This is a genomic window from Microbacterium sp. NPDC058389, from assembly GCF_042722305.1.
Lineage (GTDB): Bacteria > Actinomycetota > Actinomycetes > Actinomycetales > Microbacteriaceae > Microbacterium.
On sequence record NZ_JBHXJQ010000002.1, the window covers coordinates 188,389 to 214,699 of the forward strand.

The window sequence follows — 26,311 nt, forward strand, 5'->3', positions numbered from 1 at the left end:
CTCCCAGTCCTCACCGCGTCCCGACACCAGGCTAGCCGCATCCCGGAATCGGGCCCCGCGGGCATCCCCTAATCCGTTACAGCACGGTAATGTAATTACCGTCGGTTCTCGATGGGGTGAGCCGCCAGAGAAGCACAAGTCTGAACAGATGTGCGGTGCCATCGAAGCCTCGTTCGCTGCGATGGCACGCGTATGTCCCCCTTGGAAAGGACGCCATGAGAGCCATCACTGTCCGTGACCAGAACGCGGGCCTGGACGATCTCACGCTGAGCGAGATGCCGTATCCCCATGCGGCTGAGAACGACGTGATTGTGCGGGTCCATGCCGCCGGATTCACGACCGGGGAGCTCACCTGGCCGGCTACGTGGACCGACCGCGGCGGCCGCGACCGCACCCCGACCATCCCCGGTCACGAGCTGGCGGGCGTCGTTGTCGAACTCGGGTACGGCACCACCGGGTTGTCGGTGGGGCAGCGTGTGTTCGGTTTCGCCGACTGGGCACGCGACGGCTCCCTTGCGGAGTACACCGCTGTCGAGGCTCGCAACCTTGCCCCGTTGCCTGCTGACATTGACTTCACCGTGGCGGCAGCCCTGCCCATCTCGGGGCTCACCGCCTGGCAGGCGCTCTTCCACCACGCACACCTGACCACCGGTCAGACCGTTCTCATCCACGGCGCTGCGGGGGCGGTCGGCTCCTTTGCTGTGCAGCTCGCCGTCGAGGCCGGCGCGTACGTGATCGGTACCGGCCGTGCGAAGGATCGCGACGCCGCTCTTGCGCTCGGCGCCGACGCGTTCCTCGACCTTGAGTCGGGGTCCCTTGTGGACGCCGATCAGGTCGACGTCGTCTTCGACGTCATCGGCGGCGAGATCCTGAACCAGTCGGCAGCGCTCGTGCGACCCGGCGGCACGTTGGTGACGATCGCGGAACCACCGACCGTGCTGCCTGAGAACGCGCGCGCCATCTTCTTTGTGGTCGAGCCTGACCGGGGCGGCCTGGTCGCTCTGGCGGAGCGTGTGCGCGACGGACGGTTGCGCCCGCTGATCAGTGGGACCCGGCCCCTGGCGGAGGTGCACGACGCCTTCACACGCCCGGTCCGTGCGCCCGGGAAACTGATCATTTCGGTGTTTGGCGACTGAGTCGACCGAACTGAGCCGGTCACGCCGACTCGACGGCCTCTGCCGCGGCCCGGCTCGCGTTCCACACCGTCCCTCGGATGTCCTGACCACGGTCAGGACATCCGAGGGACGCCTCTTTCAGGGGTGTGCGCCGGGCGGCTCAACAGTCGAAGATCCTTTAGGCGGGATCGACCTCGGTACGCAAGGCGTCGTCAGCCAGCTCGATCAACGCGGCGTTGGACTCGTGTTGCCACAGGCGCGCTCCACGCCACTTGCCGGTGTAGGCGTGTGCGTCGTGTGCCAAGCCCAGGTGTCGACTTGCTGTGACAGAAACGCCCGCACCCCGGAGCGCGTGAACGAAAGTCACCCCGGCCCCGCGGAACTCGTCCGCATCCGCCACCATCACATGGGTGGGAGGAAAGTCTCGCAGGTCGAGTTTGGTCGCGGAGTCCGACCGCAGATCGAGGGTCGGAGCGGCGAGCAGAATCCCCACGATGGCGCCCTCGCCTCGGTCTCGAAAACGGAGTGCAGTCGCGGCCGCCAAGGGGGCTCCCGTAGAGACTCCTTCCAGCAGCACTCCGCGCCCCTTGTGATGGTCATCAACGTGTAGAAGCGCCCAGTTGACTGCGGACTCGACATTCTCGATAGCCTCCGCGGATGGGTCGCCGGGAGCCAGCCGGTAGTCGACATCGACTACCGTGGCGCCGACAGCTATCGCCCGACGAACACCGGTCGCTCGGACCTCGAGCTGGTCGATGGACCCGTTCCAGAACGATCCACCCTGGACGCGGACGATCGGTGGCCGGACCGTACCGGCTCTCGGGCGATACCAGCGCATCCGCACCCGCCCCCGATTGCCCTCGCCGATGCTCACCGAGTCCAACTCGTGGGGCGTCAATGGCTGTCCGAACTCAGCGAACAGCAAGTCCGCCGCCCGGCGTGCCGATGCACCCGCTGAATCGTCATCTCGCGCTCGAATCGTCGCGTCCGATACTCGAGCGGCAAGAGGGCCCCCGCCTGTATCTGGGTTGCGTTGCCTTGATCGTCGGGTTTCGTTGGCCCGATCCTCGGGGGACGTAGAGGGCATAATCACCTCGTTGAGAGGAGGATGGTCTGTGGCCTGCAGCGACGGGACGTTCGCGGCACTGGCTGGTGAATCGGGTCAGGCACGCGCGATCGGGATGCGCGCGGTCACCGAACCGCGCCGGCGGTGAAGCCGGCGATGACGTATCGCTGCAGCACCACGAACGTGACCGCGGGGATGACCATGACGACGGCGGTTCCCGCGAGGATCGGCGTGATGTCAGTGCTGAACTGTCCGCGAAACAGCGTGAGTCCGACCTGCATGTTCTGGTTCTCGATTGAGGGGGCGAGCAACAGATTGAACAGGAAGTCGTTGAACACGTTGACGAAGGTGAGTACGCCGGCTGTTGCGAACCCCGGCCGCGCGAGCGGAAGGATTACCGATCGCAGAAGCTGGAAGTAGTTCGCGCCGTCCAGGGCCGCAGCCTCTTCAAGCGACTCGGGGAGCGAAGCCAGCTGTGAACGGAAGATCACGAATGACAGCGGGAACCCGATCGCGCTGTAGAAGAGGATCATCCCGATTTGAGTGTCGAAGAGCCCGATCTTCTGCATCACGACGAACTCCGGCACGATCAGACCTGCAATGGGGATGGCGATCGCGATGCTGAAGATGACTCCGAGGCTCGTGCGGAACGGGAACCGCAGTCTCGCGACCGGGTATGCCGCGAGGAATCCCACGACCGTTGCACCAAGCGCTCCGCCCACCGCGTAGACGAGGGTGTTGGTGAGGTAGGGGAGGATGTTGATCTGGGTGAACAGCGCCACGTAGCCGTCAATGGTGAACGGATCCGGCAGTAGACTTCCTGCCCCGAACACCTGCTCGTTCGTCTTGAACGAGGACAGCAGTACCCAAAGCACCGGGCCGAGGCAGGCGACGCCGACGACGACGAGGAACAGTGTTCGACCGAGGAACGAAAGCGAACGGGAGAACATCAGAGGTCACGCTCCGATACACGGAAGGTCCGGCGGATGCCGAGGATCACGAGCACGCCACTGACGAGAAGAACGAACGCGATTGTGTTTGCGTAGCCCCAATCGCTGTTGGAGTACTCCTGGAAAGCGAAGAGCGCCAGCGTTAGCGTGCGGTCGGCGGGACCCCCCTGGGTCATGATGTAGACACCGTCGAAGTACGCCAGTGTTGCCAGTGCGACGATCGTGAGCACGGACCCGATGACAGGCCGCAGCAGTGGCAATGTGATGTGCCGGGTCACTTGCCAGCGGGACGCGCCTTCAACGCGAGCCGCTTCGAAGATCTCCTGGGGGATGGCGGTGATTTCTGCCATCACCAGGATCATCACCACTCCGGCGGTGAAGACCCACGTGGACGCTACGGCAGGCAGAGCCGTCTGCACATCGAACAGCCAGTCGGTCGTGCTGTTGATCCCAAACCATCCGAGAACCTGGTTGAACAGGCCATACCGTGGGTTGAACACCGACAGGTACACGAGCGATAGTGCCGCATAGGACACGATGTTGGGCAGGAAGTAGATCGTTCGAAGGATCTTCCACCCGCGAATGCGCTGCGAAAGGATCACCGCGAGTGCTACGCCGACGGGAACCTGGATGAGAACGCCGGCCGCGACGAAGAACGCCGTGTTCCCGAGCGCCATCCAGAATCGGTCGTCGCCGAAGAGTCGCGCGAAGTTGTCGACGCCTGTGAACTCGAACCGTATGGGACCCCACTCGGTGAATGAGGTGACCGCGACGACCACGAGCGGGATGACGAAGAACAGGCTGAAGAGGAGGACGCCCGGCAGGATGGAGAGGAGAATGCCTCTTCCCATACCTGGCGTGACCGGCTCCAGTCGGGAAATCCGGTGTCGGCGCCCGCCGGCCGTGGTGATCCCACGGTCGGCAGGCGCCGCGATGCGGCCGGAGGTAGACCGCGTAGTGGCCGAGGGGTCGCGGTCCGCGCCCGCCCCCACCACGACTCGGTGTTCCGATCCAGTACTCATCGGTTGTTTTCGACCGCTTCGGACAGCGAGTCCAGAAACTCGGTGGTCGACATTGCATCCTGCACGTACGCCGGCCAGTTGTTGATCCAGGCGGTCGTGAACGCGGGTGGAGTCGCGAACTTGGCGTGCGGGTACGTGTACTTGGCTGACTGTGCGGCCTGGAACATGCCGTATCCGAGCGGCTCGAGCTGAGCGACCTGATCCGCGGTGGGTTCGAAGTTCGTCGGCCAGTACGACCCGGTCGTGATCACCTTCTTGAACTCCTGGTCGTCCGAGGTCATGAACTTCATGAACGCGGTGACCGCCTCCTGCTTGTCTGCGTCCTTTGCCCCGCTCGCCCACCCAGCGTTTCCAGCGAGCACGATCACGCCGTCCTCGGGGGCCGGAGCGTACCCTGCGGTGATACCTGCGTCGGCGATGTTCGGGGACATCCACGGACCGTTGGCGATCATCGCTGCCTGACCTTCCAGGAAGGGTGCAGCTGCGCGGTTGTAGTCGCCGGTGAAGGCGTCCTCGTTGACAAGCCCTGCGGTGTGGAGCGACTTCAAGTACTCGGTTGCCGAGACGACTTCCTTGTTGTCCGCGAAGCCGCCGTCCTTGATGCCGGACTCGAGGAAGTCAGCGCCACCGGGCTGCGTGCCGATGAGGTTTGCCCACATCAGCTGCGTCACCCAGTCACCATCCATTGCGAGAGGGATGACGCCCGACGCCTTCAGCTTCTCCGCGTCGGCAAAGAAGTCATCCCACGTCGTGGGGAACTCCTTGATACCGGCGGCATCGAAGAGCGCCGTGTTGTAGTAGATGCCGATTGCATCGACCTGCTCCGGGATACCGAGGATCTGACCTTCGGGGTTGGTGAGCGAGTTGAAGCTGTTCGCCTGGAACGAATCCTTCCAGTCGGTGTCGGTGTTCAGAGCGTCGGTGAAGTCCATGAGACCGCCGGACTCGCCGACCTGCACGATCACGTTGGCCTGCGTGACGAACAGGTCCGGGAGAGTGTTGGTCGCTGCGGCGCGCAAGAAATGCTGCGCCGAGTCCGCCTCGTTGGCGGCGGTGTACGGCTTCGGTTCAACGCGGTACTTGCCTTTGTACTCCTCGTTGAACGCCTTCCACAGCTGCATCCGGTACTGCGCGAAGGTGTCGCCGTCGGCAGCAGTTTTTGGGCAAGACTCGCACGTGATGACGATCTCTCCTCCGTCAGCGCCGCCGCCACCGGCGCTGCAGGCGGCGATGCTCAGGGTGAGTGCTGTCACCCCGGCGATCGCGAGCAGGTGCTTCTTCATTGCTGTACCTCCTGAATGTTGTGGCGCCTTCGTTGGCGTCCTTGGGGGGTCGGGTGTTTGGTGTGTGGAGACGCCGTGCCTAGTCGTTGAGGACAACAACGGCTTTGACAAAACCAGTGGGTTTGGATTCAAGGTCTTCCAGCGCCTGGTCGATCTGATCCAGCGAATAGTGGTGCGTGAAAAGATCGCCGTAAGGGATGCGGCCGGCAGCGACGAGGGCTAGGCCGCGCTCGGTGCTTTCCACGAGTCGCCGCTGGTCACGAACGTGTCCATTGACGACGTCCAGCGCCTTCCAGTTCCACGCTTGAACATCGACGGTTCGAGAGCCTTGGTGGTAGCCGACCAGCGAGAGTGTGCCGTGTTCGCTGGCGAGGGTGGTGGACAGATTCAGCCCCGACTGCGAGCCGCTCACCTCGAAGACGACATCGAAAGAATTCGACATTGAATCGAGTGCGATGTCGCCGGGCGCGAACACTGCTGCCGCACCCCGCCGGAGCGCGAGCTGCTGCGCCTCGGCGCGGGGGTCGATCGCGACGATCTCGCTCACGCCGCTGATCACGATGAGGTCGAGCAGGCACAGCCCCATGAACCCGAGCCCGACGATCGCTACTCTGTCTCCGACGTCGAGGGGGGTTCGTCGTACCGCTTCGACGATGCAGCCCAATGGTTCGCCGATGGCGGCGTCGCCGGTGACGTTGGCAGGCACCTTCACCAGGTCCTCAGTCGAGGCGATCACAAGATCAGCGAGAGAGCTCGCGACTCGCCCCGTGACGACATCGCCTTCGCGGAAGCGTTCGGCGCCGACACCTGCTGCACGGATGATCCCGACTGGTTCGTGGCCGATGGTGGCGGGCGCTGAGCCTGGTTCGGGTCCGCGGAGCCATGCAGGCCTCTCGCTGGCACAGATGCCGTTGCGAGTGATTTGCAGGAGTACTTCGTTCGGGCCTGGGTCGCGAGGCTGAGCGCTGTCGCGGATGGTCTCGGATCTGCGGCTGGAAACGATGACGCTTCGTCGTGGCGTGACGGGCGCTGTCCGTGTGCTGATGACCATGGGTGGTGACCGTTCTAGTTCGCTGGCGTGAGCGTGATGCCTAGCGCTGCCTGGCCAACGAGGGCGACGTGTCGGGCCGCGTCGTCGAAGCTGGGCAGCGAGATGGAACTGAGCGTGGGGGTTCCGAGCAGCGGTCCGTAGAACGCGCCGAACAGTGCCTGCAGTCGTGCCTCTGGGTCAAGTCGTGAATGCCAGACGCGTCGCATCGTCTTCGGGTTGGCGTGCCCATCCAGCTCTAGAGCGGCAGTGTCCTCGACGCTGGTGAACTCAAGCGTTTCGCGATCGGTGAGCGACCAGCGGGCCGTGCCGTGCTCGCCGTCCAACTCGATCGAGATCGAATTCATGTGACCCGGCGAGACCTGTGAAACGGAGAGGGAGACCAACGCTCCTGAGCTGGTGCGGGCCAGCGCGATCGCGACGTCGTCGTTTCCCGGCTGCACGTCGCCACGCAGAGCGAGGAAGTCCGCGTCGATCGAAGTGATGCGCTGGTCGCTCGTGAACTCCACGAGATCGATCAGGTGTGTTCCGATGTCGGCGAGAACGCGGGAGGCGCCAGATCGTGCGGGATCGTTTCGCCAGGACGGGTCGCTGTTGATCTGCCAGTTCTGGAGGTAGTTCGCGCGCACCGAGTGGATGCGACCCAGCCCGCCCCCTTCGATCAGGCCGACCAGGTCGGGGATCAGCGTCGAGTAACGGTAGTGGTAGCAGACGGTGGAGGCGGACGATGAGGCGGCCGCGAGAGATGCGAGCTCCGCCGCCTCCGTCGTGTTCGTCGTCAGGGGCTTTTCACAAACGACGTGCAGTCCGGCTTCGAAGGCCGCCCGCACCGCGTCGACGTGAAGATCGTTTGGGGTGCAGACGTGGAGAGCGTCCATCGATCCCGACTGGATCATGTCGGCGGATCCAACGAAGGATGCCGGCACGCGCAGTCGCGCCGCAGTCGCCGCTGCGGACTCTTTCGATGACCCGCCCACTGCGACAACCTCAACGCCCTCCACGGTTCGCAGAGCCTCGATATGCGCCGCGCCGACTCCACTCGCGCCGAGGACGCCGATTCGGATCACTTCGTCGCCTCATTCGTGACGGTTGCGGCACTGAGCCGCGCGAGCATCCCGCCGAGGGCAGCGGGCGTAGTCAATTCGTCGATGGTCATGACAGCGGCGCCGAGGATCGCAGAGTCTGCCCCAAGGACGGTGGGCACGATTCGCAGGTCACGCGTGGCGAGAGCGAGCGAGTGGCGGTAGATCGTTTCGCGGATCCGAGCCAGGAATTCTCCACCTCCGCTGGCGACTCCGCCGGCGACGACCACGACGGCGGGGTTGAAAAAGTCGACAAGCACGGAGAGGACCTTTCCGATGTCCTCGGCAGCATCGTCGAGGACCCGGCGGCAGTCAGTGTCGCCGAGCTGCGCAAGTTCGGCGACCACCTGTGCAGTTATTGGCGCACGCTTCGCGGCACGGGCCAGCGCTTCGCTCTGCCCGCTGATCGCAAGCAATTCCGCGCGGGCGGCGATATCGTCGCCTCCCGCGGTGGTGGCAAGACTGCCAGCGCTGCCCTGCGCACCGCGGTGGAGTCGTCCGTTCGAGATCAGACCGGCACCAACCCAGGAGCCGATCTTGACTACCAGAGAGTCGTCGACGCCCACCCCCGAGCCAAGATGCTGCTCAGCCAAGGCCATCAGATTGACCTCGTTGTCAGCCCACGCGGGGACACCAAATCGCACCGCGAGTCGGTCGCGGACTGGCTGGTCGTGCCATACCGGGTGGACCGGCGGGTGAACGGTTCGCCCCGTCGTGAACTCGACCGGCCCGGCAACGCCGACGCCAATGCCGCAGAGCACCAAACCATGAGCATGCGCCCGCTGTGCCTGCTCGAGCTGATCGTCGATCAGGTCTTCGAGGGTCTGCAGCACTTCTTCGGGGCCTTGCCGCATGGCCACGGAAATCTTCTGCTCGGCCAGCATCTCGCCGGTCATGGTGACCACGGCTGCGCGGATGTGCGTCATCGCGATCTCGGCGGCGACCACCACACGGTCGGCGCGGAAGCTGATTCTGGTGGCGCGACGACCACCTGTGCTCCCCAGTTCGCCGGCTTCTTCAAGCAACCCCGCGTCCACGAGCGCTCGGACTCGCTCCGAGACCACAGCCTTGCTGAGGCCGGTCGTGTCGCCGATCTCCGCACGGGAGGCGCCCCCATCAGAGAGCCGCACAACGGACACGACCGCCGCCGCACTTGCCAGCGCGCCGCCGTCCCAGGTGAAAGATTCCGAGCCACTAGAAATCATCTGAACCTCTTTGTTAGATTGCCTATCGACTTCGACTGTAAACCGAACGAAGATGTCTTGCAACCTAACGATGGAAGAAAGTTCAATGACCATGACGAGCGTTCCCACTCCGACCCGAGATGCGCCGTCGCTGTCCATCGCCGACGCGACGCGACAAGCCACGCCCGAGGGTGAACTCTGGCGAGTAACCGAGCGTGGCGTGGCCCGCCAGGCGCCCGGAGTCGCCGAGACGATCTTCGCGCTCGGTAACGGCTACCTCGGGTGGCGCGGGAACCACGCCGAAGGCGACACTGCCGTGGGAGAGCACGGCACGTTCATCAACGGCTTTCACGAGACCTTTCCGATCCGGCACGCGGAACAGGCATACGGGTTCGCAGAGGTCGGCCAGACGATCATCAACGCACCGGACGGCAAGGTCCTCCGGGTCTCCGTCGACGGCGATCCTCTCTCGTTGGATCTGTCAGATGTGCGCCAGTACGAACGTGAGCTCGACATGCGTGACGGGGTTATGCGACGCCGCTTGGTGTGGGTCACGCCCAACGGCAAGGGGGTCCAGATCGATCTGGAACGTCTGGTCTCGTTCGATGACAAGCATCTTGCCGTGACCACGATTGGCGTCACCCTCATCAATGACGACGCAGAGGTCACCATCGACAGTCGGATCGTGAACCGGCAAGACGCCGAGGCCCTTCCGTCGGAGACTCAGAATCCTGCAGGTGGATTCGACCCGCGCAAGTCGGAGAGACTGGGCGAGCGGGTGCTCCGGCCGCAAGAGCAGTGGCAAGAGGGCTTGCGGTCGGCGCTGTCCTATCGCACAGCACGGTCTGGCATGACGATCGCCGTTGTCGCCGACCACATCATCGACACCGACAACGACCACTGGTTGACGAACGAAGTCAGCACGGACGCCGCAGCGACCACCATTCACGTTTACGCCCGCGCTGGTGTCAAAGTCCGCGTCACCAAACTGGTCAGCTACCACACCGCGAGTGCTGTGCCCACCCGCGAGCTCATCGATCGCTGCTGCGGCACACTCGACATCGCTCTCCGCAAGGGGGTGCCCGCCTTGTTCGCGGCGCAGCGGCTGTGGCTTGATGGGTTCTGGGCGCGCTCCGATGTGCAAATCGGCGGCCAAGAACGTCTGCAGCAGGCTGTGCGCTGGTGTCTGTTCCAACTGGCCCAAGCGTCTGCACGAGCAGATGGTCTCGGCATACCGGCCAAGGGTGTGACCGGGTCAGGCTACAGCGGCCACTACTTCTGGGACACCGAGATCTACGTGCTTCCATTCCTGACGTACACGACGCCGCTGTGGGCGCGCAACGCGTTGCGGATGCGGTATCTGATGTTGCCTGCCGCGCGAAAGCGTGCGGCGCAGCTCAACGAACTTGGAGCACTGTTCCCGTGGCGAACCATCAATGGCGAGGAATCGTCGGCGTACTACCCGGCCGGTACCGCGCAGTACCACATCAATGCTGACATCTGCTTCGCGCTCGCCCAGTACGTCCGCGCGAGCGGCGACGTGGACTTCCTCTACCGTGAGGGCGTCGATATCGCGGTGGAGACCGCGCGCCTGTGGTCCACGTTGGGGTTCTGGCGCGAAGGTACCGACGGGAGCTCGTTCCACATTCATGGCGTCACTGGCCCGGACGAATACACCACAGTCGTCAACGACAACCTCTTCACGAACGTCATGGCCCGCTTCAATCTGCGATTCGCGGCGCAGACCGTCCGTGCCATGTTGGAGGAGCTGCCCGCGCAATACCAGCGGGCGGCGGACCGGCTCTCCTTGGACCTCGACGAGGTGGTTGCGTGGGAACGCGCCGCTGATGCGATCCACATTCCGTACGACGCGAAGGTCGGCATCCACCCTCAGGACGACGTCTTCCTTGAGCGTGAAGTCTGGCTGCTGGACGAGACTCCGCCAGAGCAACGCCCGCTCTTGCTTCACTTTCACCCGTTGGTGATCTACCGCTATCAGGTGCTGAAGCAGGCGGACGTCGTGCTGGCGCTGTTCCTGCAGGGTGATCAGTTCACCGACGCCGAAAAGCTCGCAGACTTCGAGTACTACGACCCGCTCACGACCGGAGATTCCACTCTCTCGGCCGTCGTGCAGGCGATCCTTGCATCGGAGGTCGGTTACCAGGACCTCGCTCTCGAGTACTTCGAGCGGTCAGTGTTTGTCGACCTCGCGGACCTGCATCACAATGCGTCCGACGGTGTCCACGTCGCTTCAGCCGGCGGGGTGTGGACCGCGCTGGTCGCTGGCTTCGGCGGTATGCGCGACCACCGTGGGGAGCTGTCATTCGACCCCCGCCTGCCCGTGGGGTGGGAGCATCTGTCGTTCCCCCTCAGCTACCGAGGCCGCCAACTGCGTGTGACGATCACTGCCGATGAGCTCACGCTCGAGAATCACGGCGGCGCCCTCGACATAACGGTTCGTGACGTCACCTATACCGTTCCAACAGACGGACCGCTGACGATTCCGCTCGAGCACCAGGGCCCGGTTCGGCCGGGACGGCCTGCTGTTCACCGGGCAACTCACGTTGGGAACGCCCCCGACGGCCACCCGGGGATCGCCTCTGCCACCCCGATCGTGACGCCCGCAGTGGTGGGTCAGTCGACGTATGTTCCGGTCGGGGACGAGTCGGTCGTCGAGAATCGTTAAACCAGCACTCGCGATGAACTGACCTCGGCTCCTCGTCGGGGCCGGGGTCAGCTCTTCGCCTGGCTGGGCGAGACTCGAGGCTGCAGATCAAGCGGTACTGATCGCGAGCCCGGTCCCCATTGCCATTTCATCTCGAGCCAACGGCGCAAGTCCACAGCGAGCTGATGGAGCTCACGTGACGCGTAGTGGTGGGCATCCCACGATGCATACAGCACAATCTCGATCGGCTGGCCGCCGGCGAACGCGGGGATCGCGCGCATCCCGAACCGAGGTGGTTCGGTCACCAATGCGTAGCCGTGGCCGTTCGCAGCGAGAGCTTGGGCAACCGTTCCCGCGGAAGCCTCTCGGATCGGTGGTGCGTGGTTGAAGCCGCGCATCGCTTCCACGACTGCGATCTGCACGCCGGTGCGCGGAACGATCAGCCAGTCGTCGATGAGCTCTTCCAGGTCGACCCGCTGCGCACTCGGCGCGATCGAGCGGCTGTCCACAGGTGTCTGCACCGTGACGGGGATTGTGGCGACCGGCAACTGTGCCCGATGACGCGGCGGTATGAGCGACCCGATGGCCATGTCAACTTCGCCGTTCAACGCGTTGTCCAGATCGCGGGCGAGCAAGATATCCAGGTCGACGATCGGCGGATCGGCTTCCGCAATGAATGGCGCCACCATGTCCAAGGCCGTCGAATGGGGGCACGCGAGTCGGAAGGTCGATCGCCCCCGAAACCGCGCCTGCATAATCGCCTCTGCTCGGTCGAAGTGCATGAGCACGTCGTTGCCGAGTTCCAGCAGGGTGCGTCCCGCAGCGGTTGTGGACAGTCCCGACGGCGTGCGGTGAAACAGCAGCACGCCCAGCTGCTCCTCAAGACGACGAATCTGCTTGGACACGGCCGGTTGCGTGACGGACAGCCGTTCGGCAGCCGCACTCATCGATCCGAGCTTCGCGACCAGGGTGAAGCACTCCAGGGGACGCCGTTCCATTCCCAAAGGTTATACCCAAAGCAACAAAGTGTCAGTCGACAGAATACCCGGAGCTAGTCATGCTGGTCTCACAACCGGTGCAAGCAAGGGCGCGTGACCCGCCCCTTCTCCCGAGCAGCACCGGTCTTCACAAAGGAGTGGTGACCATGGCCCTGCAGCTTCCGCACGGCCGCCGGCTGGCGGTAAACATCGGTGTCGACTTCGACGCCCACTCCGCCTGGATGGGAACAGTCGGCGCGACCAGCCCCGGTTTCCTCTCGCGAGGCGAGTTCGACGCGGTTGTCGGCGTACCTCGCGTGCTGCGCGCTCTCTCGGAGTACGGCGTCGTCGGGAACTTCTTCACGCCGACTCACACCATGGCGACGTTCCCCGACAGCTTCGAGCTGGTGCTCGAGAGCGGACATGAGGTGTCGGCGCACGGATGCTGGCACGAGCCGATCCCCAAACTGGCGCCCGACGAGGAGCAGAGGCTTCTGGACCTGCAGATTGCGCAGCACGAGAAGTACGTCGGGAAACGACCCCGTGGGTACCGTTCACCGGCGTGGGACTTCACCGACCACACTCTCGGGTTCCTCGAGGCCGCGGGCTTTGAGTGGGACTCATCGCTGATGGGGCGAGACTTCGAGCCGTATCGGCCGCGCCCCATCGTCCTCGATTTCGAGGCAGGCAACCAGTTCGGTCCCGCTAGTTCGGTTCTCGAGTTCCCGGTCTCATGGCACCTCGACGACTTCCCCGCGACCGAGTTCATTCCTGGCATGAACGCGGGCATGGAGTCGCCGGAGACGATCTACCAGCGCTGGAAGGATCACCTCGACTTCGCGTACGAACGGGTGCCGAACGGTGTCGTCAGCATCACGGTGCACCCGCAGGCCATCGGGCGAGCCCAATACATCCTCATGTTCGAGAGGTTCCTGCGATACGCGTCCGGCCTGGACGGGATCTGGTTCACGAACCTTTCAGCCCTACTTCCTCACTGGACCGACTAAGACCCCACCCCCACCAAGGAGACGACAAATGAAGAACACGCAACGTCGCGTGCACACGCGACTGGTCGGACTGGCCGCCGCAGCCCTGCTCGCTCTGCCACTGGCTGCGTGTGGTGCCGCCGCAGCGAACTCCGGCGACGGGGAAGAGGCGCCCCTCAAGATCGGCGTCTTCATCCCCGGCAACAACAACCCCTACCTGCAGGCCGCGGAAAAGGGTGCGAAAGACGCTGGTGCCGAACTCGGCGTCGATGTGACCGTGGTCACCGCTGACTGGAACACGCAGAAGCAGAACACGGCGTTCCAGCTGGCGCTGCAGCGCGATACGTATGACGGCTGGGTGGTCGCCACGATCACACCGACCGACCAGTGCAGCAACATCAAGAAGGCCGAAGAGGCGGGCACCCCCGTCATCGTCACCGTCGCGGCCATCTGCGGCGACAAGGGCTACTCCCCGGGGACGACTGGGTTCGTGAGCGAGCAGAGCGAGAGCACGTACAGCACATGGTGGGACGCGATCTTCGCCATGACGCCCCCAGGGCCCGTCGCATTCGTCGGCGGCCCGAAGCTCGACTTCCCGACGGAAGCGGCGATCGCTGCGGGACGGAGCGGCTTGGAGGCTCACCCTGAGTTCAGCCTCGTGGCATCCGAGAACACCGACTACTCGACGGACGCCGCATACAAAGCGTCGCAGGCGTTCCTGCAGACCAACCGCGACCTCACCGCGATCGCGAGCAACTTCTCCGGCATGACCCGCGGAGTTGTCCAAGCGGTGCAGCAGGCCGGCCGAACCGGCGATGTGCTCGTGTTCGACAGCAACTCGGACTCCTGGACGAAGGAGCAGATCCAGAGCGGCAACATCACCGCAGCACTTCCGGGCATGCCGTACACGGACTTCAAGGTTGCCGTGACCCTGATGGTCGACAAGCTGCACGGGAAGGACATCCCCCAGACAACCAACCCTCTGGACACGCTGACGTTCCCCGGAGCTCCGATCATCACCAAGGACAACGTCGATCAGTGGACACCCGAGTACTGACCAAGCGCACCGGGTCCTGTGACACGCACAGGGCCCGGTGAACGGGGAGGAATCAGCATGAGTGCTGCAGTCATGTGCGCGTCCGTCAGCAAACGTTACGGGCTCGCGACCGTCGTGAACGACGTATCGCTGACGATCAAAGAAGGAACCGTTCACTCCATCGTCGGCGCGAACGGCGCCGGCAAGTCAACTTTGCTAGGCATCCTGAGCGGTCGGACGCCCGCCGACTCGGGCACCGTCAGCGTCTTCGACCACGAACTGCGCGGAGGCAGCCCAGCCGAGGCGCGGCGTGCCGGACTCGCCGCGGTCTACCAGGAGCTGACGGTGCTCCCGGCGCTGAGTCTTACCGAGAACGTCTTCCTGGGGCAGCCCATCACCACAGGCGGTTGGCTGCGCCGACGGGCGATGAAGCAACAGTTCCGCGAACTGTGCCGGGACTTCGGTGTCGAGTTCGACCCGAAGCAGCAGGCACGCAACCTCACCGTGGCGAACGCGCAGATCATCGAGATCCTGCGAGCGATCCAATCGGGATCCCGCGTCCTCCTCTTCGACGAGCCGACGGCAGCTCTATCAGAACGTGAACGGCGGCACTTCCTGGACCTCATCGGCGAACTCAAACGCCGCGGGATCACCATGGTGCTCGTCACCCACAACCTCACCGAGGTTCTCGAGGTCAGTGACTACATCACGGTGATGACCAACGGGCGAAAGACCGCCGAGGGCACGGTCCAGAACTGGAGCCGCCGGGCACTGGTTGAAGCCATGACGGGCGTTCCAGAAGGCGAATGGCAGGAACTGCGGGGCAAGGACATTCGTGAGGTAGCGCTCGAAGCGCGGGGAGTGTCACTGCCAGGCGCAATCGAAGACGTCGCACTCACCGTCCGGCGTGGCGAGGTTGTGGGCCTTGCAGGACTCGTCGGCTCCGGTCGCACCAGCCTGCTCCGCTGTCTTGCCGGCGCCGAAAGTCGAAGCAGCGGCCAGATCTTCATGGGCGGACGCGCGAGCCGGTGGCCTCGCCGGGTTCGGACGGCGCTCAAGCTCGGTATCGGTCTGATCCCAGAAGAGCGCAAAACCGACGGACTCCTGCTGCGAATGTCGGTACCCGACAATGTGACGCTCGCCAGCCTCGGTTCGGTTGGCAAGTTCGGGTTCGTCAGCCGCCGGCGGCAATTCGCCGAAGCGAAGACCCTCCTCACTCGGCTCGCGCTCAGTCGCGAGGTGGGCAACTATCCCGTCGGCTGGCTGAGCGGCGGCAATCAGCAGAAGGTCGCCGTCGCGAAATGGCTGCACCGCGACCCTGAAGTGCTGCTCGTCGACGAACCGACGAGAGGCATCGACGTCGGCGCAAAAGCAGACGTGTTGCAAGCGCTCCGGCGCACCGCCGACGAAGGCAAAGCGGTCGTCATGACCAGCTCAGAGATCGAAGAAGTCCTCGCCATCTGCGATCGAGTGATCGTGATGCGGGACGGCAGGGCCGTCGCGGAGATGGACTTGCACACTAGCAGCCCGACGACGGGCGACATCCTGCACGTCGCGTTCGGCCTGGAAGGAACACCATGATTGACATCCAAGGAGCTGGGACGACAACCCAGTCTCAGGCGACGACGAAGCCGCCCCGCCTCACGAGCGAACGCGTGCTGGAGTACTCCATGCTCGGAGTGTTGCTAGCGCTGACCGTCGCTGCCACTGCGATCTATCCGCGTTTCCTCGAGCTCGGGAACCTGTCGATCGTGCTCTCGCAGTACGCCCCGCTCGGCGTCGTCGCCGTAGGCATGACCCTCGTGATCATCGCCGGTGGCTTCGACCTCTCGGTTGGCGCCATCTTTGCGGCGGGCGCCACAACCGCTGCTGCGCTCGCCCCGCAGTACGGCGTGCCCGTAGCGTTCCTGCTCGCACTGGTCGGTGGTGTTGTTCTCGGGTTCGTGAATGCGCTGGGAGTTACCCTCCTGCGCGTCAACCCTTTCATCACCACGCTGGGGACGTCCTCGCTCTATGCAGGTGCAGTGCTGTTGCTGTCGAACTCGACCGCCTTCAGCGTCACCAACCCCGAGTTCCAGCTGCTCGGCACTGGCAGCGTGCTCGGCATCCCGAACACGATCATCGTGCTGATCGTCGTGTTCGCCGCGGGCTCTGTGGTTCTCAACTTCACCAGCTTCGGCCGCGGCATCTACGCCGTCGGCGGCAGTCGTGAAGCCGCCCGGCTATCAGGCATCCGAGTCGACTTCGTCACGGGCTCAACGTACGTCATCGCTGGGTTCCTCGCTGCCCTCGCCGGCGTCATGACCGCGTCCCAGCAGGGCGCGGGCCAAGGATCGATGGGAGCCACCGTTGCTCTTGACGCAATCGCGATCGTGGTGATCGGCGGAACATCGCTCGTGGGAGGCGAGGGAAAGCTGTGGCGCACCGCCGTAGGAATGCTGATCCTCGCCGTGCTGGACAACATCTTCTACAGCCTGGCGGTGGACAGCAACGCGCAGCTCATCTTCAAGGGCACCATCATCATCGCCGCCGTGGCCGCCGACCAGCTGGTCCGACGCGGCAGGAGATAGCTGGTCGATCGCGCCAGTTACAACCTCGACCCCGATCTAAGGATCCCTTCCATGGAAGCAACCCACAGCAACACCGACCCCCTACGACTTGACGGGCGAGTCGCCATCGTGACCGGTGCGGCAAGGGGCCAGGGAAGACGCACCGCCGAGATCCTCGCCGCCCGCGGAGCACACGTGCTCGTCGCCGACATCGACATCACGCTTGCGAATGCAGTCGCCGACGAAATCGGAAGCCGCGCGGCTTCGTTCCAGCTCGACATCACACGCCCAGATCAGTGGCAGATGTGCGTCGAAGCCGCGCGGCAGTTCTCCGGCAGACCCGCGATCGACATCGTCGTGAACAACGCGGCCAAGTACGTCCCGCAGCGTGCTGCCGACGCGACGGTCGAAGACTTCAGGAACATGTTCGAGATCAACGTGTGTGGCGTGGTGAACTCCTTCCACGCGGTCACGCCCGGAATGAAGGCACAGCGCCGCGGGTCGATCGTCAACATCGCGTCCGTCGCAGGGATCAGTGGCCGACCCGGTGCGGTCACGTACGCCACCTCCAAATGGGCGCTGCGGGGGCTGTCGAAGATCTACGCGGCCGAACTCGCAGAGTGGAACGTCCGCGTCAACTGCGTCCTACCCGGTCTGATCGACACACCGATGGCAGGACTCAACAGCCCTGAGCACAACGCCGCGGTGATCGCGTCCACGCCACTGGGCCGTTTGGGCACCGTCGGTGAGGTCGCGGAAGTGAATGCATTCCTTGCGTCCGACGCCGCGTCGTACCTCACCGGCAGCGAGATCACCGTCGACGGCGGCACTTCACTCTGACCGCCCGCCGGGGAGGGCACATCTGCGGGCGTGGAACCTCATCCCATATCGGGATCGAGGTGTACGCGGTCGCCTGAAATCAGTCGCGTGCTCAAGGTCGCGGTGAACAAGAACGACGGAAAGGCTCCTATGGAACACGAAGAGTGGCTGACGGTCGACGGACTCCTGTCCGACACCGTCGTCGTCCGAACGGATCGCTGGGGAGTTGCCCACATTCAGGGGGAGACCGCGCGTGATGTGTTCTTCGCTCAAGGGTTCGTTGTCGCGAGGGAGCGGCTGTTCCAGCTGGACTGGTGGCGCCGCCGGGCCCTTGGCTTGACGGCCGAGGTCCTCGGCCCTGACTACGTCGAGCGCGACCGTGCTTCCCGCCTGTTCCTCTACCGCGGTGACATGGAGCGTGAGTGGGCAGCCTACCCGCAGGGCACCCGGGAAGCGGTGACAGCATTCGTGGCTGGGATCAACGAGTGGGTTGAGCGCACCTGGCGCGACCCGGGGCTGCTCTCACCGGAGTTCGAGGCGCTGGGCCACACGCCTTCATATTGGGCGCCCGCAGACATCGTGCGTGCACGCTCGCACGGCGTCTACGGCAACCTCGAGTCGGAACTCACGCGTGCCCTCACCGTGCGCGAGTTTGGTGTGCCGACTGAACGAGTGCGACAGCCGCTTGCACCCGACACCGACATCGCGGTCCCGGTGGGGCTTGATCTGAACGTTCTCGACGACAAGGTTCTGGACACCTATCGGCTCGCAATGGGACCCGTCGGCGGTACTGCGGTCGCCCGACATGGCTTGGACGGCAGCAACAACTGGGCGGTGTCGGGCACGAAGACCCGATCCGGACGGCCCATCGTTGCCAACGACCCACACCGCGCTGTGACTCTTCCATCACTGCGGTACCTGATCCACCTGACCTGCCCCGAGTTCGATGTGATCGGTGCGGGGGAACCGGTGCTGCCCGGTGTCTCGATCGGTCACAACGGTGCCGTTGGGTTCGGCCTGACGATCTGGCCTGCAGATCAGGAAGACCTGTACGTGTATGAGCTCGATCCCAACGATCCCATGCGCTATCGCTACGGGGATGGGTACGAAGCGTTCACGGTGATCGAGGAGGACATCCCGGTTCGCGATGCGGGCCCTCAGCACGTTCGACTCATGTTCACTCGCCATGGTCCGGTCATCTGTCACCGTCCCGAGAGCGGCACCGCGTTCGCCGCACGGCTGGCGTGGCTGGAGGAAGGCATGGCCCCCTACCTGGGGAGCATCGGGTACCTTCGCGCCCGCACCGCAGAAGAATTCGAGGCCGCGCTCGCAGATTGGGGAGGCCCTTCGGTAAATCAGGCGTTCGCGACGGTTGATGGTGACATTGGTCTTCTCCCACGCGCGCGGGTGCCACACCGGCCCAACTGGGACGGCCTGTTCCCCGTCCCCGGCGACGGACGCTACGAATGGGATGGGTTTCGCCGCCCTGAGGACATGCCTCGCATGGTCAACCCCGCGCGGGGCTGGGTGGGGTCAGCGAACCAGATGAACCTCGAAGAGTTCGACGAGTGGCGGCCTGTTCCCGTCGGGTACGAATGGCCGGCTTCGTTCCGCATGACGCGGATCGCCGAGGTGCTGGAGCCAGCCGTGGATCTCGATCAGACCGACATGGCAGCGTTGCAGAACGACTACCTCAGCCCACCCGCCGAACATGTCTGCGCACTACTCCCGGAAGATGCCGACTCCGAACTGGCGGTCCAGCTTCTCCGGGGCTGGGACGGCCGCATGGACACAAACTCACCGGCCGCGTTCCTCTTCGAACAGTGGACGAAGTGCGAGCTGCGGCAGGCGGTCTTCGCGATCGCCATCCAGGACCTCGTCGACCCAAGCCGGCGCGCCCAGGCACTGGAGCGGGTGACACGGGACGACTCGTTCCTCGGGGACTTTGGGTCGGAAATGGCAGTGATCTCCCGGATGGAGCGCGAATCGCCCCAGCTCCTGCGCAAGACACTTCTCAGCACGCTGACAGCCACGGCGGACCGTCTCACGAAGGAACATGGGGCCGTCCATACGTGGAGCTACGGTCGACACCGCACGGTGCAGCTGCGACACATCGCCGCGTCTCTGATCGGCGACGAGAGGTGGACCCAGCTGCGGACTCTTCCCAAGGCGGGGAACTCCGAGACGGTTGGTGCTGCTGGCTTCGACGCGAGTGGACGCCAGACCATGGGTTCTTCGGTGCGGCTCATTATCGATGTTGGCGAGTGGGACTACACGATCGCGGCGAATACTCCCGGACAGTCGGGCGATCCGCGGAGTGAGCACTTCGCAGACCTCTATGAACGGTGGGCGGCCGACGAGTACTTCCCCCTGCCCTATTCATCTTCAGCGGTCGAGGCGCAGACGGTGCGAAGACTGCACCTCACGCCGGCTGAGCACGAACAACCCTTCCACCACACCATGCAGGTATCGATAGGAGCACAAGATGGGTCAGCTTGACGGACGAGTCGCGATCATCACCGGAGCGAGCCGGGGGATCGGACGCAGCATCGCCGAACTCTTCCGCGAGGAGGGTGCCGATGTGATCGCGACCGACATCGATCCGGAGGCGAACGCCGATCCTGGTCTGCACCTCCGCTATCAGGACGTCGCTTCCGAACAGGGATGGACGGACCTGGTCGCGGAAGTGGTCGCCGAGAATGGGCGCCTCGACATCCTCGTGAACAACGCCAGCATCTCGTCGATGTCATCGATCCTCGACCAGAAGCTCGAGGCTTGGAACAGAGTCCTGGCGGTGGACCTTGGTGGCATCATGCTGGGGATGCGAGCCTGTGCACCCCAGATGGTGAAGCAAGGCGGTGGCTCGATCATCAACTTCTCGTCGATCTACGGGAACGTGGCTGTGCCTTTCGCCGCCGACTACCACGCCGCCAAGGGCGGGATTCGCTCCCTCACCAAGCATGCAGCCATGGTGCTCGCAACCGACGGGGTCCGCGTGAACTCGATTCACCCGGGGTTCATCCTCACCCCCACCACGCAGGCGTTCGAAGCCGCGGTCATCCAGAAGACGATCGATGCGACCCCGATGGGCAGGGCGGGTGATCCCCGCGAGATCGCCGAGGGAGCACTCTTCCTCGCCTCGGACCGCTCCAGCTTCATGACCGGGTCTGAGCTCGTCATCGACGGCGGCTTCACCGCCCAGTAGCGCAGAGATGGCCGGCGATGGGGCCAGCCGAGTCGATGAGACGTGTGTTCTCGTCATCCGTGCCGGCCGTTGGCACGACCGAGGTCTCCACGCAGCCCTTTCGACGTTGCGAGAACACATCACTCCGACGTCACCGGCGGTGTCGGCGCCGGGTGGGTCAGTCAGCCTGCTCGCGCGCGGACCGCCGCAGCGCGACTGGCAATGGGGCCGCTTGTTCAGACCACCAGGCTGTGCGCGTAGTTGGTCAGACACTCCCGCAGGTGACCATCCGGACAACCCAGGCACCAGGCGCAGTGATGGCGTCGGAACGAGCCGCACTGTGTACAGGGGGAGCGTTTGGTACCGCCCCGGGTGTACTTCGAGTCGGTGAATGGTGGTCGGCTGACCGAATTGACGGTCATTGGAACACTTCTGGGTGACGGGAGAGCTCTAACCGGCTGCGACGGATGTGCCTGGAGAGGACCTGCTCTGCTTCATCAGCGTCACCGAGCCTGATCGCGTTGACGATCAGGTGATGGTCGTGGTGGACGCTGCGGTCCTCTTCGAGGTAGAACAGGCGCGTCGCAGCGCGCCGGTAGTGCTGCGTTCGGTTCCACAGGTTGAGGACGGTTGAGCCGAGCACGCTGGTTTCCACGGCCTGCAGGCACGAAAGGTGGAACTCCCTGTCGAGGCGAAGGAATCGTTCGACATCCGTGGCGTTCTCCATCGCTTCCGCGAGAAGCTCGAGCCCGTCCGCATCGTCGGTGGTGATGTGGGGCACGTTCATGCTCAGCAGCAGCGGTTCCAGTCGTTCCCGCATGCGGTACATCTCGTCGCACTCCGTCATGCTGAGCTGCGATACCCACGCGCCCGTGTTCGCGACCAGGCTGACCAGACCTTCGGACTCGAGGATGCGTAGCGCGTCGCGCACGGGCAGCCGGCTGGCCCCATGCCGGTCCGCGAGCTCGTCCTGGCGAATGCGTTCGCCCGGGGAATAGGTGCCGGCGAGGATCTCGTCGCGAAGGGTGGAGGCGATTGCCGCACCGGTTCCGCCATGGGTCGCCCTGATTGTCACGTTGATCGCCTCATCGCTCCGGGTGGCCTGGGTGCCACAGAAGGCGTGGTGCGTTCTGCTCGTAGGCCTTGCCTTCTGGGAAGCTTACGAGTTCGAACTGCAGGCCCCAGGGACTGCGGAAGTAGATCCAGCGTTGACCTGTTGCCGACTGTCGGCTTGCGGTGGGCTCGCCCATCACATCGACGTCCTTGTCACGCAGATACTGCACTGCGGCATCCAGATCGTCGACGTAGAACGCGATGTGATAGCCGCCGATGTCGCTGTTGCGGGGCTGGACGCGTTGATGGTCCGCTGCCCGGTACAGAAAGACCTCGAAGTTGGCGCCGTTGCCGAGCCGGTAGAACCGGATCTCCCTGATCACGGTCCGCGGATGCACACCCAGATGCGTCTGCATCCAGTCGTCGTCATCGGACCGCTTGGCGTCGAGCGTGTAGACCTCGTCACAGCCGAGGACGTCTACCAAGAACGCGTGGGCCTCGTCGAGATCCGGGACGGTGAACCCGATGTGGTCCGTCCCCCGTATGCCTGGGATCCCTCGCTGAGTGCTCATTCGACCTCCTCGTCGGCACCGCCATCTGCCTAGATTGTATCCCATTCTTTAGTCATTGATGAGAAAAGTAGGGCAATGCGTCCAGTCCCCGCTTGTATTGGATAAAATCCTGGCCTAGCATGCTGATCGACCGGTGAAGCCGGCCGTTCTAGGGAGTTGAGGCGAAGATGCCGAAGAAGAAGCGTCTGCAGACCGGGGTGGACTGGTTCGAGCTCTCCACCACCAAGGCGGATTGGGATGCTGCCGACCCGGCGCTGCTCGGGACGATGCTCGCCCAAATGCACCTGATCCGCGCGTTCGAGGAGACAGTGCTCGAACTGGCTGGTGAGGGTCTGGTGCATGGCCCAGCTCACTCCAGCATCGGGCAGGAGGGTGGCGCGGTGGGTTCCATCGTCGGCCTGCGGTCGGCGGACGGTGTCAACGGATCTCATCGTGGGCACCACCAGTTCTTGGCAAAGGCGCTCACCCACGTCTCCGGTGGCGTGATCGACCCGGCCAACCCGGTCGACACCACGATCCAGGAGGTTTTGCAGCGGACACTGGCCGAGATCCTCGGTCTCGCGCAGGGTTACTGCCGTGGCCGCGGCGGCTCCATGCATCTGCAGTGGTTCGAAGCCGGCGCGCTGGGAACCAACGCCATCGTCGGTGGCGGGGCGCCCATGGCCACGGGCAACGCCTGGGCTCAGAAGCACAGCGGCACCACTGATCTGACGATCAACTATCTCGGTGACGGTGCCGCGCAGATCGGCTCAGTGCTGGAAGCCATGAACCTTGCCGCGGCATGGAAGCTGCCGGTGTCGTTCTTCATCGAGAACAACCTGTATGCGGTGTCGACGCGTGCCGACGAGATCACCGCCGATCCTCGCTTCTCGGTCCGCGGGCAGGGCTTCGGCATCCCGTCGTGGCGAGTGGATGGCATGGACCCGCTGGCGGTGTACCTCGCCCTGGAAGAGGCCGCTGAGCGGATGCGATCGGGTGCTGGGCCCACGGTCATCGAAGCTGAGGTGTACCGGTTCTTTCACCAGAACGGCCCGTATCCGGGGAGCGCCTTCGGATATCGCAGCAAGGACGAGGAAGCGTCGTGGCGGGAGCGGGATCCGCTGGAGCTGATCGCAAAACGGATGCAGGAGCGAGGGCTCAGCGACGAAGACCAGGTGGCGCAGCTGCGGGCAAGGGTGCAGCGGGCGATGGCGGACGCGGTTGACGAGCTGATCGAGGCAGACCCCGACAACCCGGGTAAGCGCCGCATCAAGCCCGGACTGTGGCCCGAGACCAGTTTCGTCAACGTCGGCGTGCGCGGGGACGCCAGCGAACTGCAGGGACTGCCCGTCCTTGGTGCGGTCACCGAACCCCGACCGATCAAGTTCGTCGACGCGGTCGCACAAGTGATGGAGCGACGCATGGATGTGGATGAGCGAATCGTCGTGATGGGGGAGGACGTGCACCGCCTCAACGGCGGCACCAACGGCGCGACAAAGGGGCTGACCAAGCGCTTCGGCGAGGAGCGGGTGCTGGGGACACCGATCAGCGAGAACGCCTTCACGGGACTTGCCGGTGGACTCGCCCTCGACGGCCGGTTCCGCCCCGTGGTCGAGTTCATGTACCCCGACTTCATGTGGGTCGCCGCCGACCAGGTCTTCAACCAGATCGGGAAAGCCCGCCACATGTTCGGCGGCGACAACCCGGTCCCGCTCGTGCTGCGCACAAAGGTAGCGATGGGATCCGGGTACGGTTCCCAGCATCTGATGGACCCGGCCGGGATCTTCGCGACCAACCCGGGATGGCGCATCGTCGCCGCATCCAACGCCACCGACTACGTCGGCCTGATGAACGCCGCACTGGCACTGGAAGACCCCGTCCTCGTGATCGAGCACGTCGACCTGTACGGGCAAGCAGACCAGGTCCCGACGGGTGACCTCGACTACATCATCCCGCCCGGACGCGCCGCGCTGGTGCGGACCGGGTCGGAAGTCACCGTCATCACCTACCTTTCGATGGTCGGTCACGCGCGAGAAGCGATCGAACAGACCGGAATCGATGCCGACCTGATCGATCTGCGCTGGCTGGATCGCGCATCCATCGACTGGGAGACCATCGGCGAGAGCATCAAGAAGACCAACGCCGTTCTCATCGTCGAACAGGGTGCCCAGGGCACATCCTACGGCGCGTGGCTGGCCGACGAGATTCAGCGTCGCTACTTCGACTGGCTCGACCAGCCGATTGCACGCGTCACCGGGCAGGAAGCTTCGCCGAGCATCTCCAAGGTGCTCGAGCGTGCAGCGATCGCCCGGACAGAAGAAGTGGCGATCGGCCTCGAAGCCGTGCGCGCAGGATTCGGAGCCTGATCATGGCTGAAGTCATTCGCATGCCAGAAGTCCTCGCCGGGGCAACAGAGGCGGCCATCCAGACCTGGCTTGTCGGCGAGGGCACCGCAGTCACGGTCAGCCAAGGACTCGCCGAGATCGAGACCGACAAGGCAATCGTCGAGCTCAGCGCCGAATCCGCCGGGACGATCGGGCGACTGCTGGTCGCGGAGGGCGACAATGTCTCCGTGGGGGAGCCCATCCTGGTGCTTCTTGCCGAGGGGGAGGGACCGGAGGCGATCGGCCCTGCGCTCGCAGCCGCCGGGATCGGAACCGCCGACGCGGCCCCGCCTGTCGAACCCGCCCCGCCGGCCGCATCGGCACCACCCGCCGCAAACCAGGCGGCAGCAGTCTCCGCGCCTGCCGCGCCAACCCAGCCCACAGCGACGGAGCTCGAAGCGCCCTCCGATATCGCGGATGGTGGACGTCGCCTGTTCGCGAGTCCCCTCGTGCGCAGGTTGGCGGCGGGCGCGGGCGTCGAACTGACCGATGTCCGCGGCACGGGACCGCAGGGACGAATCGTGCGTCGAGATCTGGAGCGGCATCTCGCCGAGCGTGAGACATCCCGGCCAACAGCCGACGCTCCGGCGCCGACGATCGCTCCGAGCGGACCACCGACCGCCGTTGCTTCACCGGCTCCGGCATCGGTGCCGACGTCGGCATTTGAGGACGTGCCTCTCGACCGGATGCGAAAGGCGATCGCTCGTCGCCTCACCGAGAGCAAGTCGACAGTTCCGCACTTCTACCTGGTTGCGGACTGCCGAGTCGACGCGCTCCTCGAGCTGCGAGGCACTGTGAACCAGACTGCGCCCCGCAAGATCTCGGTGAACGACTTCGTGCTCAAGGCAGTCGCCGGCGCTCTCGTCGACGTGCCAGCCGCCAATGCGATCTGGAACGGCGACAGCATCCGCCGGTTCAGTTCTGTCGACATCTCTGTCGCCGTCGCTACCGAGGGTGGGCTGACCACCCCCGTCCTGCGTGAGGTGGAACGACTGTCGCTGAGTGAGATCAGCGCGACCGTGGCCGAGCTTGCTGCGCGCGGCCGTGAGGGTCGTCTCAAGCAGCACGAGCTGGAGGGCGGCAGCTTCTCGGTATCCAACCTTGGGATGTACGGGACGAGCCAGTTCGCCGCCATCCTCAACCCACCGCAGTCGGGCATTCTCGCCGTCGGCGCCGCACGCCCGATGCCTGTCGTGGCCAGTGACGGGACGCTCACAGTCGGGCAGGTGATGACCGCCACTCTGTCCGCGGACCACCGCGTCCTCGACGGCGCCGTCGCCGCCGAGTGGCTTGCCGCGTTCCAGCGGCGCATCGAGAACCCCTTCAGCATCCTGATCTGAACGACCCCACCAGAGAG

Annotated in this window: 21 protein-coding genes; 11 read left to right on the forward strand and 10 right to left on the reverse strand. The window is 64.6% G+C overall.

All coding sequences use genetic code 11. The annotated features are described in order from the left end of the window. Positions 1-215 precede the first annotated feature (215 nt). The gene (locus tag ACFWJ8_RS03725; RefSeq protein WP_378809088.1) at positions 216-1,136 is read left to right on the forward strand and encodes an NADP-dependent oxidoreductase; all 921 of its coding nucleotides are present in this window, start codon (positions 216-218) and stop codon (positions 1,134-1,136) included. Positions 1,137-1,293: 157 nt separating this feature from the next. Here the strand turns inward: ACFWJ8_RS03725 and ACFWJ8_RS03730 are convergent, their stop codons facing one another. From ACFWJ8_RS03730 to ACFWJ8_RS03760, 7 genes are all read right to left on the reverse strand, one after another. Further along, on the reverse strand, positions 1,294-1,989 hold the full coding sequence (locus tag ACFWJ8_RS03730; RefSeq protein WP_378809090.1) for an alpha/beta hydrolase: 696 nt from the start codon (positions 1,987-1,989) through the stop codon (positions 1,294-1,296). 317 nt (positions 1,990-2,306) lie between these two features. After that, the gene (locus tag ACFWJ8_RS03735) at positions 2,307-3,131 is read right to left on the reverse strand and encodes a carbohydrate ABC transporter permease (protein WP_378809092.1); all 825 of its coding nucleotides are present in this window, start codon (positions 3,129-3,131) and stop codon (positions 2,307-2,309) included. Next, complete coding sequence (locus tag ACFWJ8_RS03740) at positions 3,131-4,153, reverse strand: carbohydrate ABC transporter permease (protein ID WP_378809094.1); 1,023 nt, start codon at positions 4,151-4,153, stop codon at positions 3,131-3,133. The genes ACFWJ8_RS03735 and ACFWJ8_RS03740 overlap by 1 nt, the downstream gene beginning before the upstream one ends. Next, entirely contained in the window at positions 4,150-5,436 is a 1,287-nt protein-coding gene (locus ACFWJ8_RS03745) for an ABC transporter substrate-binding protein (RefSeq protein ID WP_378809095.1), read from the reverse strand. The genes ACFWJ8_RS03740 and ACFWJ8_RS03745 overlap by 4 nt, the downstream gene beginning before the upstream one ends. Positions 5,437-5,515: 79 nt before the next feature. Further along, on the reverse strand, positions 5,516-6,487 hold the full coding sequence (locus ACFWJ8_RS03750; protein WP_378809097.1) for a zinc-binding dehydrogenase: 972 nt from the start codon (positions 6,485-6,487) through the stop codon (positions 5,516-5,518). 14 nt (positions 6,488-6,501) lie between these two features. Next, positions 6,502-7,551 carry a Gfo/Idh/MocA family protein gene (locus tag ACFWJ8_RS03755; protein WP_378809099.1) on the reverse strand — a complete coding sequence of 350 codons (1,050 nt, stop codon included), beginning with the start codon at positions 7,549-7,551 and terminating at the stop codon, positions 6,502-6,504. Then, positions 7,548-8,864, reverse strand: a complete 1,317-nt coding sequence (locus tag ACFWJ8_RS03760) for an ROK family protein (RefSeq protein WP_378809101.1) — start codon at positions 8,862-8,864, stop codon at positions 7,548-7,550. The genes ACFWJ8_RS03755 and ACFWJ8_RS03760 overlap by 4 nt, the downstream gene beginning before the upstream one ends. Between ACFWJ8_RS03760 and ACFWJ8_RS03765 the strand changes: the two genes are divergently transcribed. Continuing rightward, positions 8,857-11,436: a glycoside hydrolase family 65 protein gene (locus ACFWJ8_RS03765; RefSeq protein ID WP_378809104.1), complete on the forward strand. Its 2,580-nt coding sequence runs from the start codon at positions 8,857-8,859 to the stop codon at positions 11,434-11,436. The genes ACFWJ8_RS03760 and ACFWJ8_RS03765 overlap by 8 nt on opposite strands. Positions 11,437-11,483: 47 nt before the next feature. On the opposite strand, the gene ACFWJ8_RS03770 is transcribed toward ACFWJ8_RS03765, so the two are convergent. Then, positions 11,484-12,413 (reverse strand): LysR family transcriptional regulator, encoded by a 930-nt coding sequence (locus ACFWJ8_RS03770; RefSeq protein WP_378809106.1) that lies wholly within the window; start codon positions 12,411-12,413, stop codon positions 11,484-11,486. Positions 12,414-12,559: 146 nt separating this feature from the next. On the opposite strand from ACFWJ8_RS03770, the gene ACFWJ8_RS03775 reads away from it, so the two are divergent. The 7 genes from ACFWJ8_RS03775 to ACFWJ8_RS03805 all read left to right on the forward strand — a co-directional run bounded on the left by ACFWJ8_RS03775 (position 12,560) and on the right by ACFWJ8_RS03805 (position 20,987). After that, positions 12,560-13,399, forward strand: coding sequence for a polysaccharide deacetylase (locus ACFWJ8_RS03775; RefSeq protein ID WP_378809108.1), 840 nt, complete (start codon positions 12,560-12,562; stop codon positions 13,397-13,399). Positions 13,400-13,427: 28 nt separating this feature from the next. Beyond that, the gene (locus ACFWJ8_RS03780; RefSeq protein WP_378809110.1) at positions 13,428-14,435 is read left to right on the forward strand and encodes a sugar ABC transporter substrate-binding protein; all 1,008 of its coding nucleotides are present in this window, start codon (positions 13,428-13,430) and stop codon (positions 14,433-14,435) included. A 57-nt stretch (positions 14,436-14,492) separates the two neighbouring features. Continuing rightward, positions 14,493-15,995, forward strand: coding sequence for a sugar ABC transporter ATP-binding protein (locus tag ACFWJ8_RS03785; RefSeq protein ID WP_378809113.1), 1,503 nt, complete (start codon positions 14,493-14,495; stop codon positions 15,993-15,995). Further along, positions 15,992-16,984: an ABC transporter permease gene (locus tag ACFWJ8_RS03790; protein WP_378809116.1), complete on the forward strand. Its 993-nt coding sequence runs from the start codon at positions 15,992-15,994 to the stop codon at positions 16,982-16,984. Before ACFWJ8_RS03785 ends, ACFWJ8_RS03790 begins: the two co-directional genes overlap by 4 nt. A gap of 51 nt (positions 16,985-17,035) precedes the next feature. Beyond that, positions 17,036-17,803 (forward strand): SDR family NAD(P)-dependent oxidoreductase, encoded by a 768-nt coding sequence (locus ACFWJ8_RS03795; RefSeq protein ID WP_378809119.1) that lies wholly within the window; start codon positions 17,036-17,038, stop codon positions 17,801-17,803. Positions 17,804-17,890: 87 nt separating this feature from the next. Beyond that, a complete protein-coding gene (locus ACFWJ8_RS03800; RefSeq protein WP_378809122.1) occupies positions 17,891-20,281 on the forward strand; it encodes a penicillin acylase family protein in 2,391 nt (796 codons plus the stop codon). Next, the gene (locus ACFWJ8_RS03805) at positions 20,268-20,987 is read left to right on the forward strand and encodes an SDR family NAD(P)-dependent oxidoreductase (protein ID WP_378809124.1); all 720 of its coding nucleotides are present in this window, start codon (positions 20,268-20,270) and stop codon (positions 20,985-20,987) included. Before ACFWJ8_RS03800 ends, ACFWJ8_RS03805 begins: the two co-directional genes overlap by 14 nt. A gap of 397 nt (positions 20,988-21,384) precedes the next feature. Here the strand turns inward: ACFWJ8_RS03805 and ACFWJ8_RS03810 are convergent, their stop codons facing one another. Both ACFWJ8_RS03810 and ACFWJ8_RS03815 read right to left on the reverse strand, forming a co-directional pair. Then, a complete protein-coding gene (locus ACFWJ8_RS03810) occupies positions 21,385-22,041 on the reverse strand; it encodes a GntR family transcriptional regulator (RefSeq protein ID WP_378809126.1) in 657 nt (218 codons plus the stop codon). Between the two features lie 10 nt (positions 22,042-22,051). Further along, a complete protein-coding gene (locus tag ACFWJ8_RS03815; RefSeq protein ID WP_378809128.1) occupies positions 22,052-22,591 on the reverse strand; it encodes a VOC family protein in 540 nt (179 codons plus the stop codon). A gap of 167 nt (positions 22,592-22,758) precedes the next feature. Between ACFWJ8_RS03815 and ACFWJ8_RS03820 the strand changes: the two genes are divergently transcribed. Then, entirely contained in the window at positions 22,759-24,936 is a 2,178-nt protein-coding gene (locus tag ACFWJ8_RS03820) for a thiamine pyrophosphate-dependent enzyme (RefSeq protein ID WP_378809130.1), read from the forward strand. 2 nt (positions 24,937-24,938) lie between these two features. Beyond that, positions 24,939-26,294, forward strand: coding sequence for a dihydrolipoamide acetyltransferase family protein (locus ACFWJ8_RS03825; RefSeq protein ID WP_378809132.1), 1,356 nt, complete (start codon positions 24,939-24,941; stop codon positions 26,292-26,294). Positions 26,295-26,311: the final 17 nt, after the last annotated feature.

What these genes read in the sequence shown, in the direction of transcription:
- ACFWJ8_RS03770 (WP_378809106.1), bottom strand. Translation starts at nt 12,413, where the DNA reads ATGGAACGGCGTCCCCTGGAGTGCTTCACCCTGGTCGCGAAGCTCGGA.
- ACFWJ8_RS03780 (WP_378809110.1), top strand. Translation starts at nt 13,428, where the DNA reads ATGAAGAACACGCAACGTCGCGTGCACACGCGACTGGTCGGACTGGCC.
- ACFWJ8_RS03790 (WP_378809116.1), top strand. Translation starts at nt 15,992, where the DNA reads ATGATTGACATCCAAGGAGCTGGGACGACAACCCAGTCTCAGGCGACG.
- ACFWJ8_RS03825 (WP_378809132.1), top strand. Translation starts at nt 24,939, where the DNA reads ATGGCTGAAGTCATTCGCATGCCAGAAGTCCTCGCCGGGGCAACAGAG.
- ACFWJ8_RS03785 (WP_378809113.1), top strand. Translation starts at nt 14,493, where the DNA reads ATGAGTGCTGCAGTCATGTGCGCGTCCGTCAGCAAACGTTACGGGCTC.
- ACFWJ8_RS03775 (WP_378809108.1), top strand. Translation starts at nt 12,560, where the DNA reads ATGGCCCTGCAGCTTCCGCACGGCCGCCGGCTGGCGGTAAACATCGGT.
- ACFWJ8_RS03750 (WP_378809097.1), bottom strand. Translation starts at nt 6,487, where the DNA reads ATGGTCATCAGCACACGGACAGCGCCCGTCACGCCACGACGAAGCGTC.
- ACFWJ8_RS03740 (WP_378809094.1), bottom strand. Translation starts at nt 4,153, where the DNA reads ATGAGTACTGGATCGGAACACCGAGTCGTGGTGGGGGCGGGCGCGGAC.
- ACFWJ8_RS03820 (WP_378809130.1), top strand. Translation starts at nt 22,759, where the DNA reads ATGCCGAAGAAGAAGCGTCTGCAGACCGGGGTGGACTGGTTCGAGCTC.
- ACFWJ8_RS03745 (WP_378809095.1), bottom strand. Translation starts at nt 5,436, where the DNA reads ATGAAGAAGCACCTGCTCGCGATCGCCGGGGTGACAGCACTCACCCTG.
- ACFWJ8_RS03815 (WP_378809128.1), bottom strand. Translation starts at nt 22,591, where the DNA reads ATGAGCACTCAGCGAGGGATCCCAGGCATACGGGGGACGGACCACATC.
- ACFWJ8_RS03760 (WP_378809101.1), bottom strand. Translation starts at nt 8,864, where the DNA reads ATGGTCATTGAACTTTCTTCCATCGTTAGGTTGCAAGACATCTTCGTT.
- ACFWJ8_RS03735 (WP_378809092.1), bottom strand. Translation starts at nt 3,131, where the DNA reads ATGTTCTCCCGTTCGCTTTCGTTCCTCGGTCGAACACTGTTCCTCGTC.
- ACFWJ8_RS03805 (WP_378809124.1), top strand. Translation starts at nt 20,268, where the DNA reads ATGGGTCAGCTTGACGGACGAGTCGCGATCATCACCGGAGCGAGCCGG.
- ACFWJ8_RS03725 (WP_378809088.1), top strand. Translation starts at nt 216, where the DNA reads ATGAGAGCCATCACTGTCCGTGACCAGAACGCGGGCCTGGACGATCTC.
- ACFWJ8_RS03765 (WP_378809104.1), top strand. Translation starts at nt 8,857, where the DNA reads ATGACCATGACGAGCGTTCCCACTCCGACCCGAGATGCGCCGTCGCTG.
- ACFWJ8_RS03795 (WP_378809119.1), top strand. Translation starts at nt 17,036, where the DNA reads ATGGAAGCAACCCACAGCAACACCGACCCCCTACGACTTGACGGGCGA.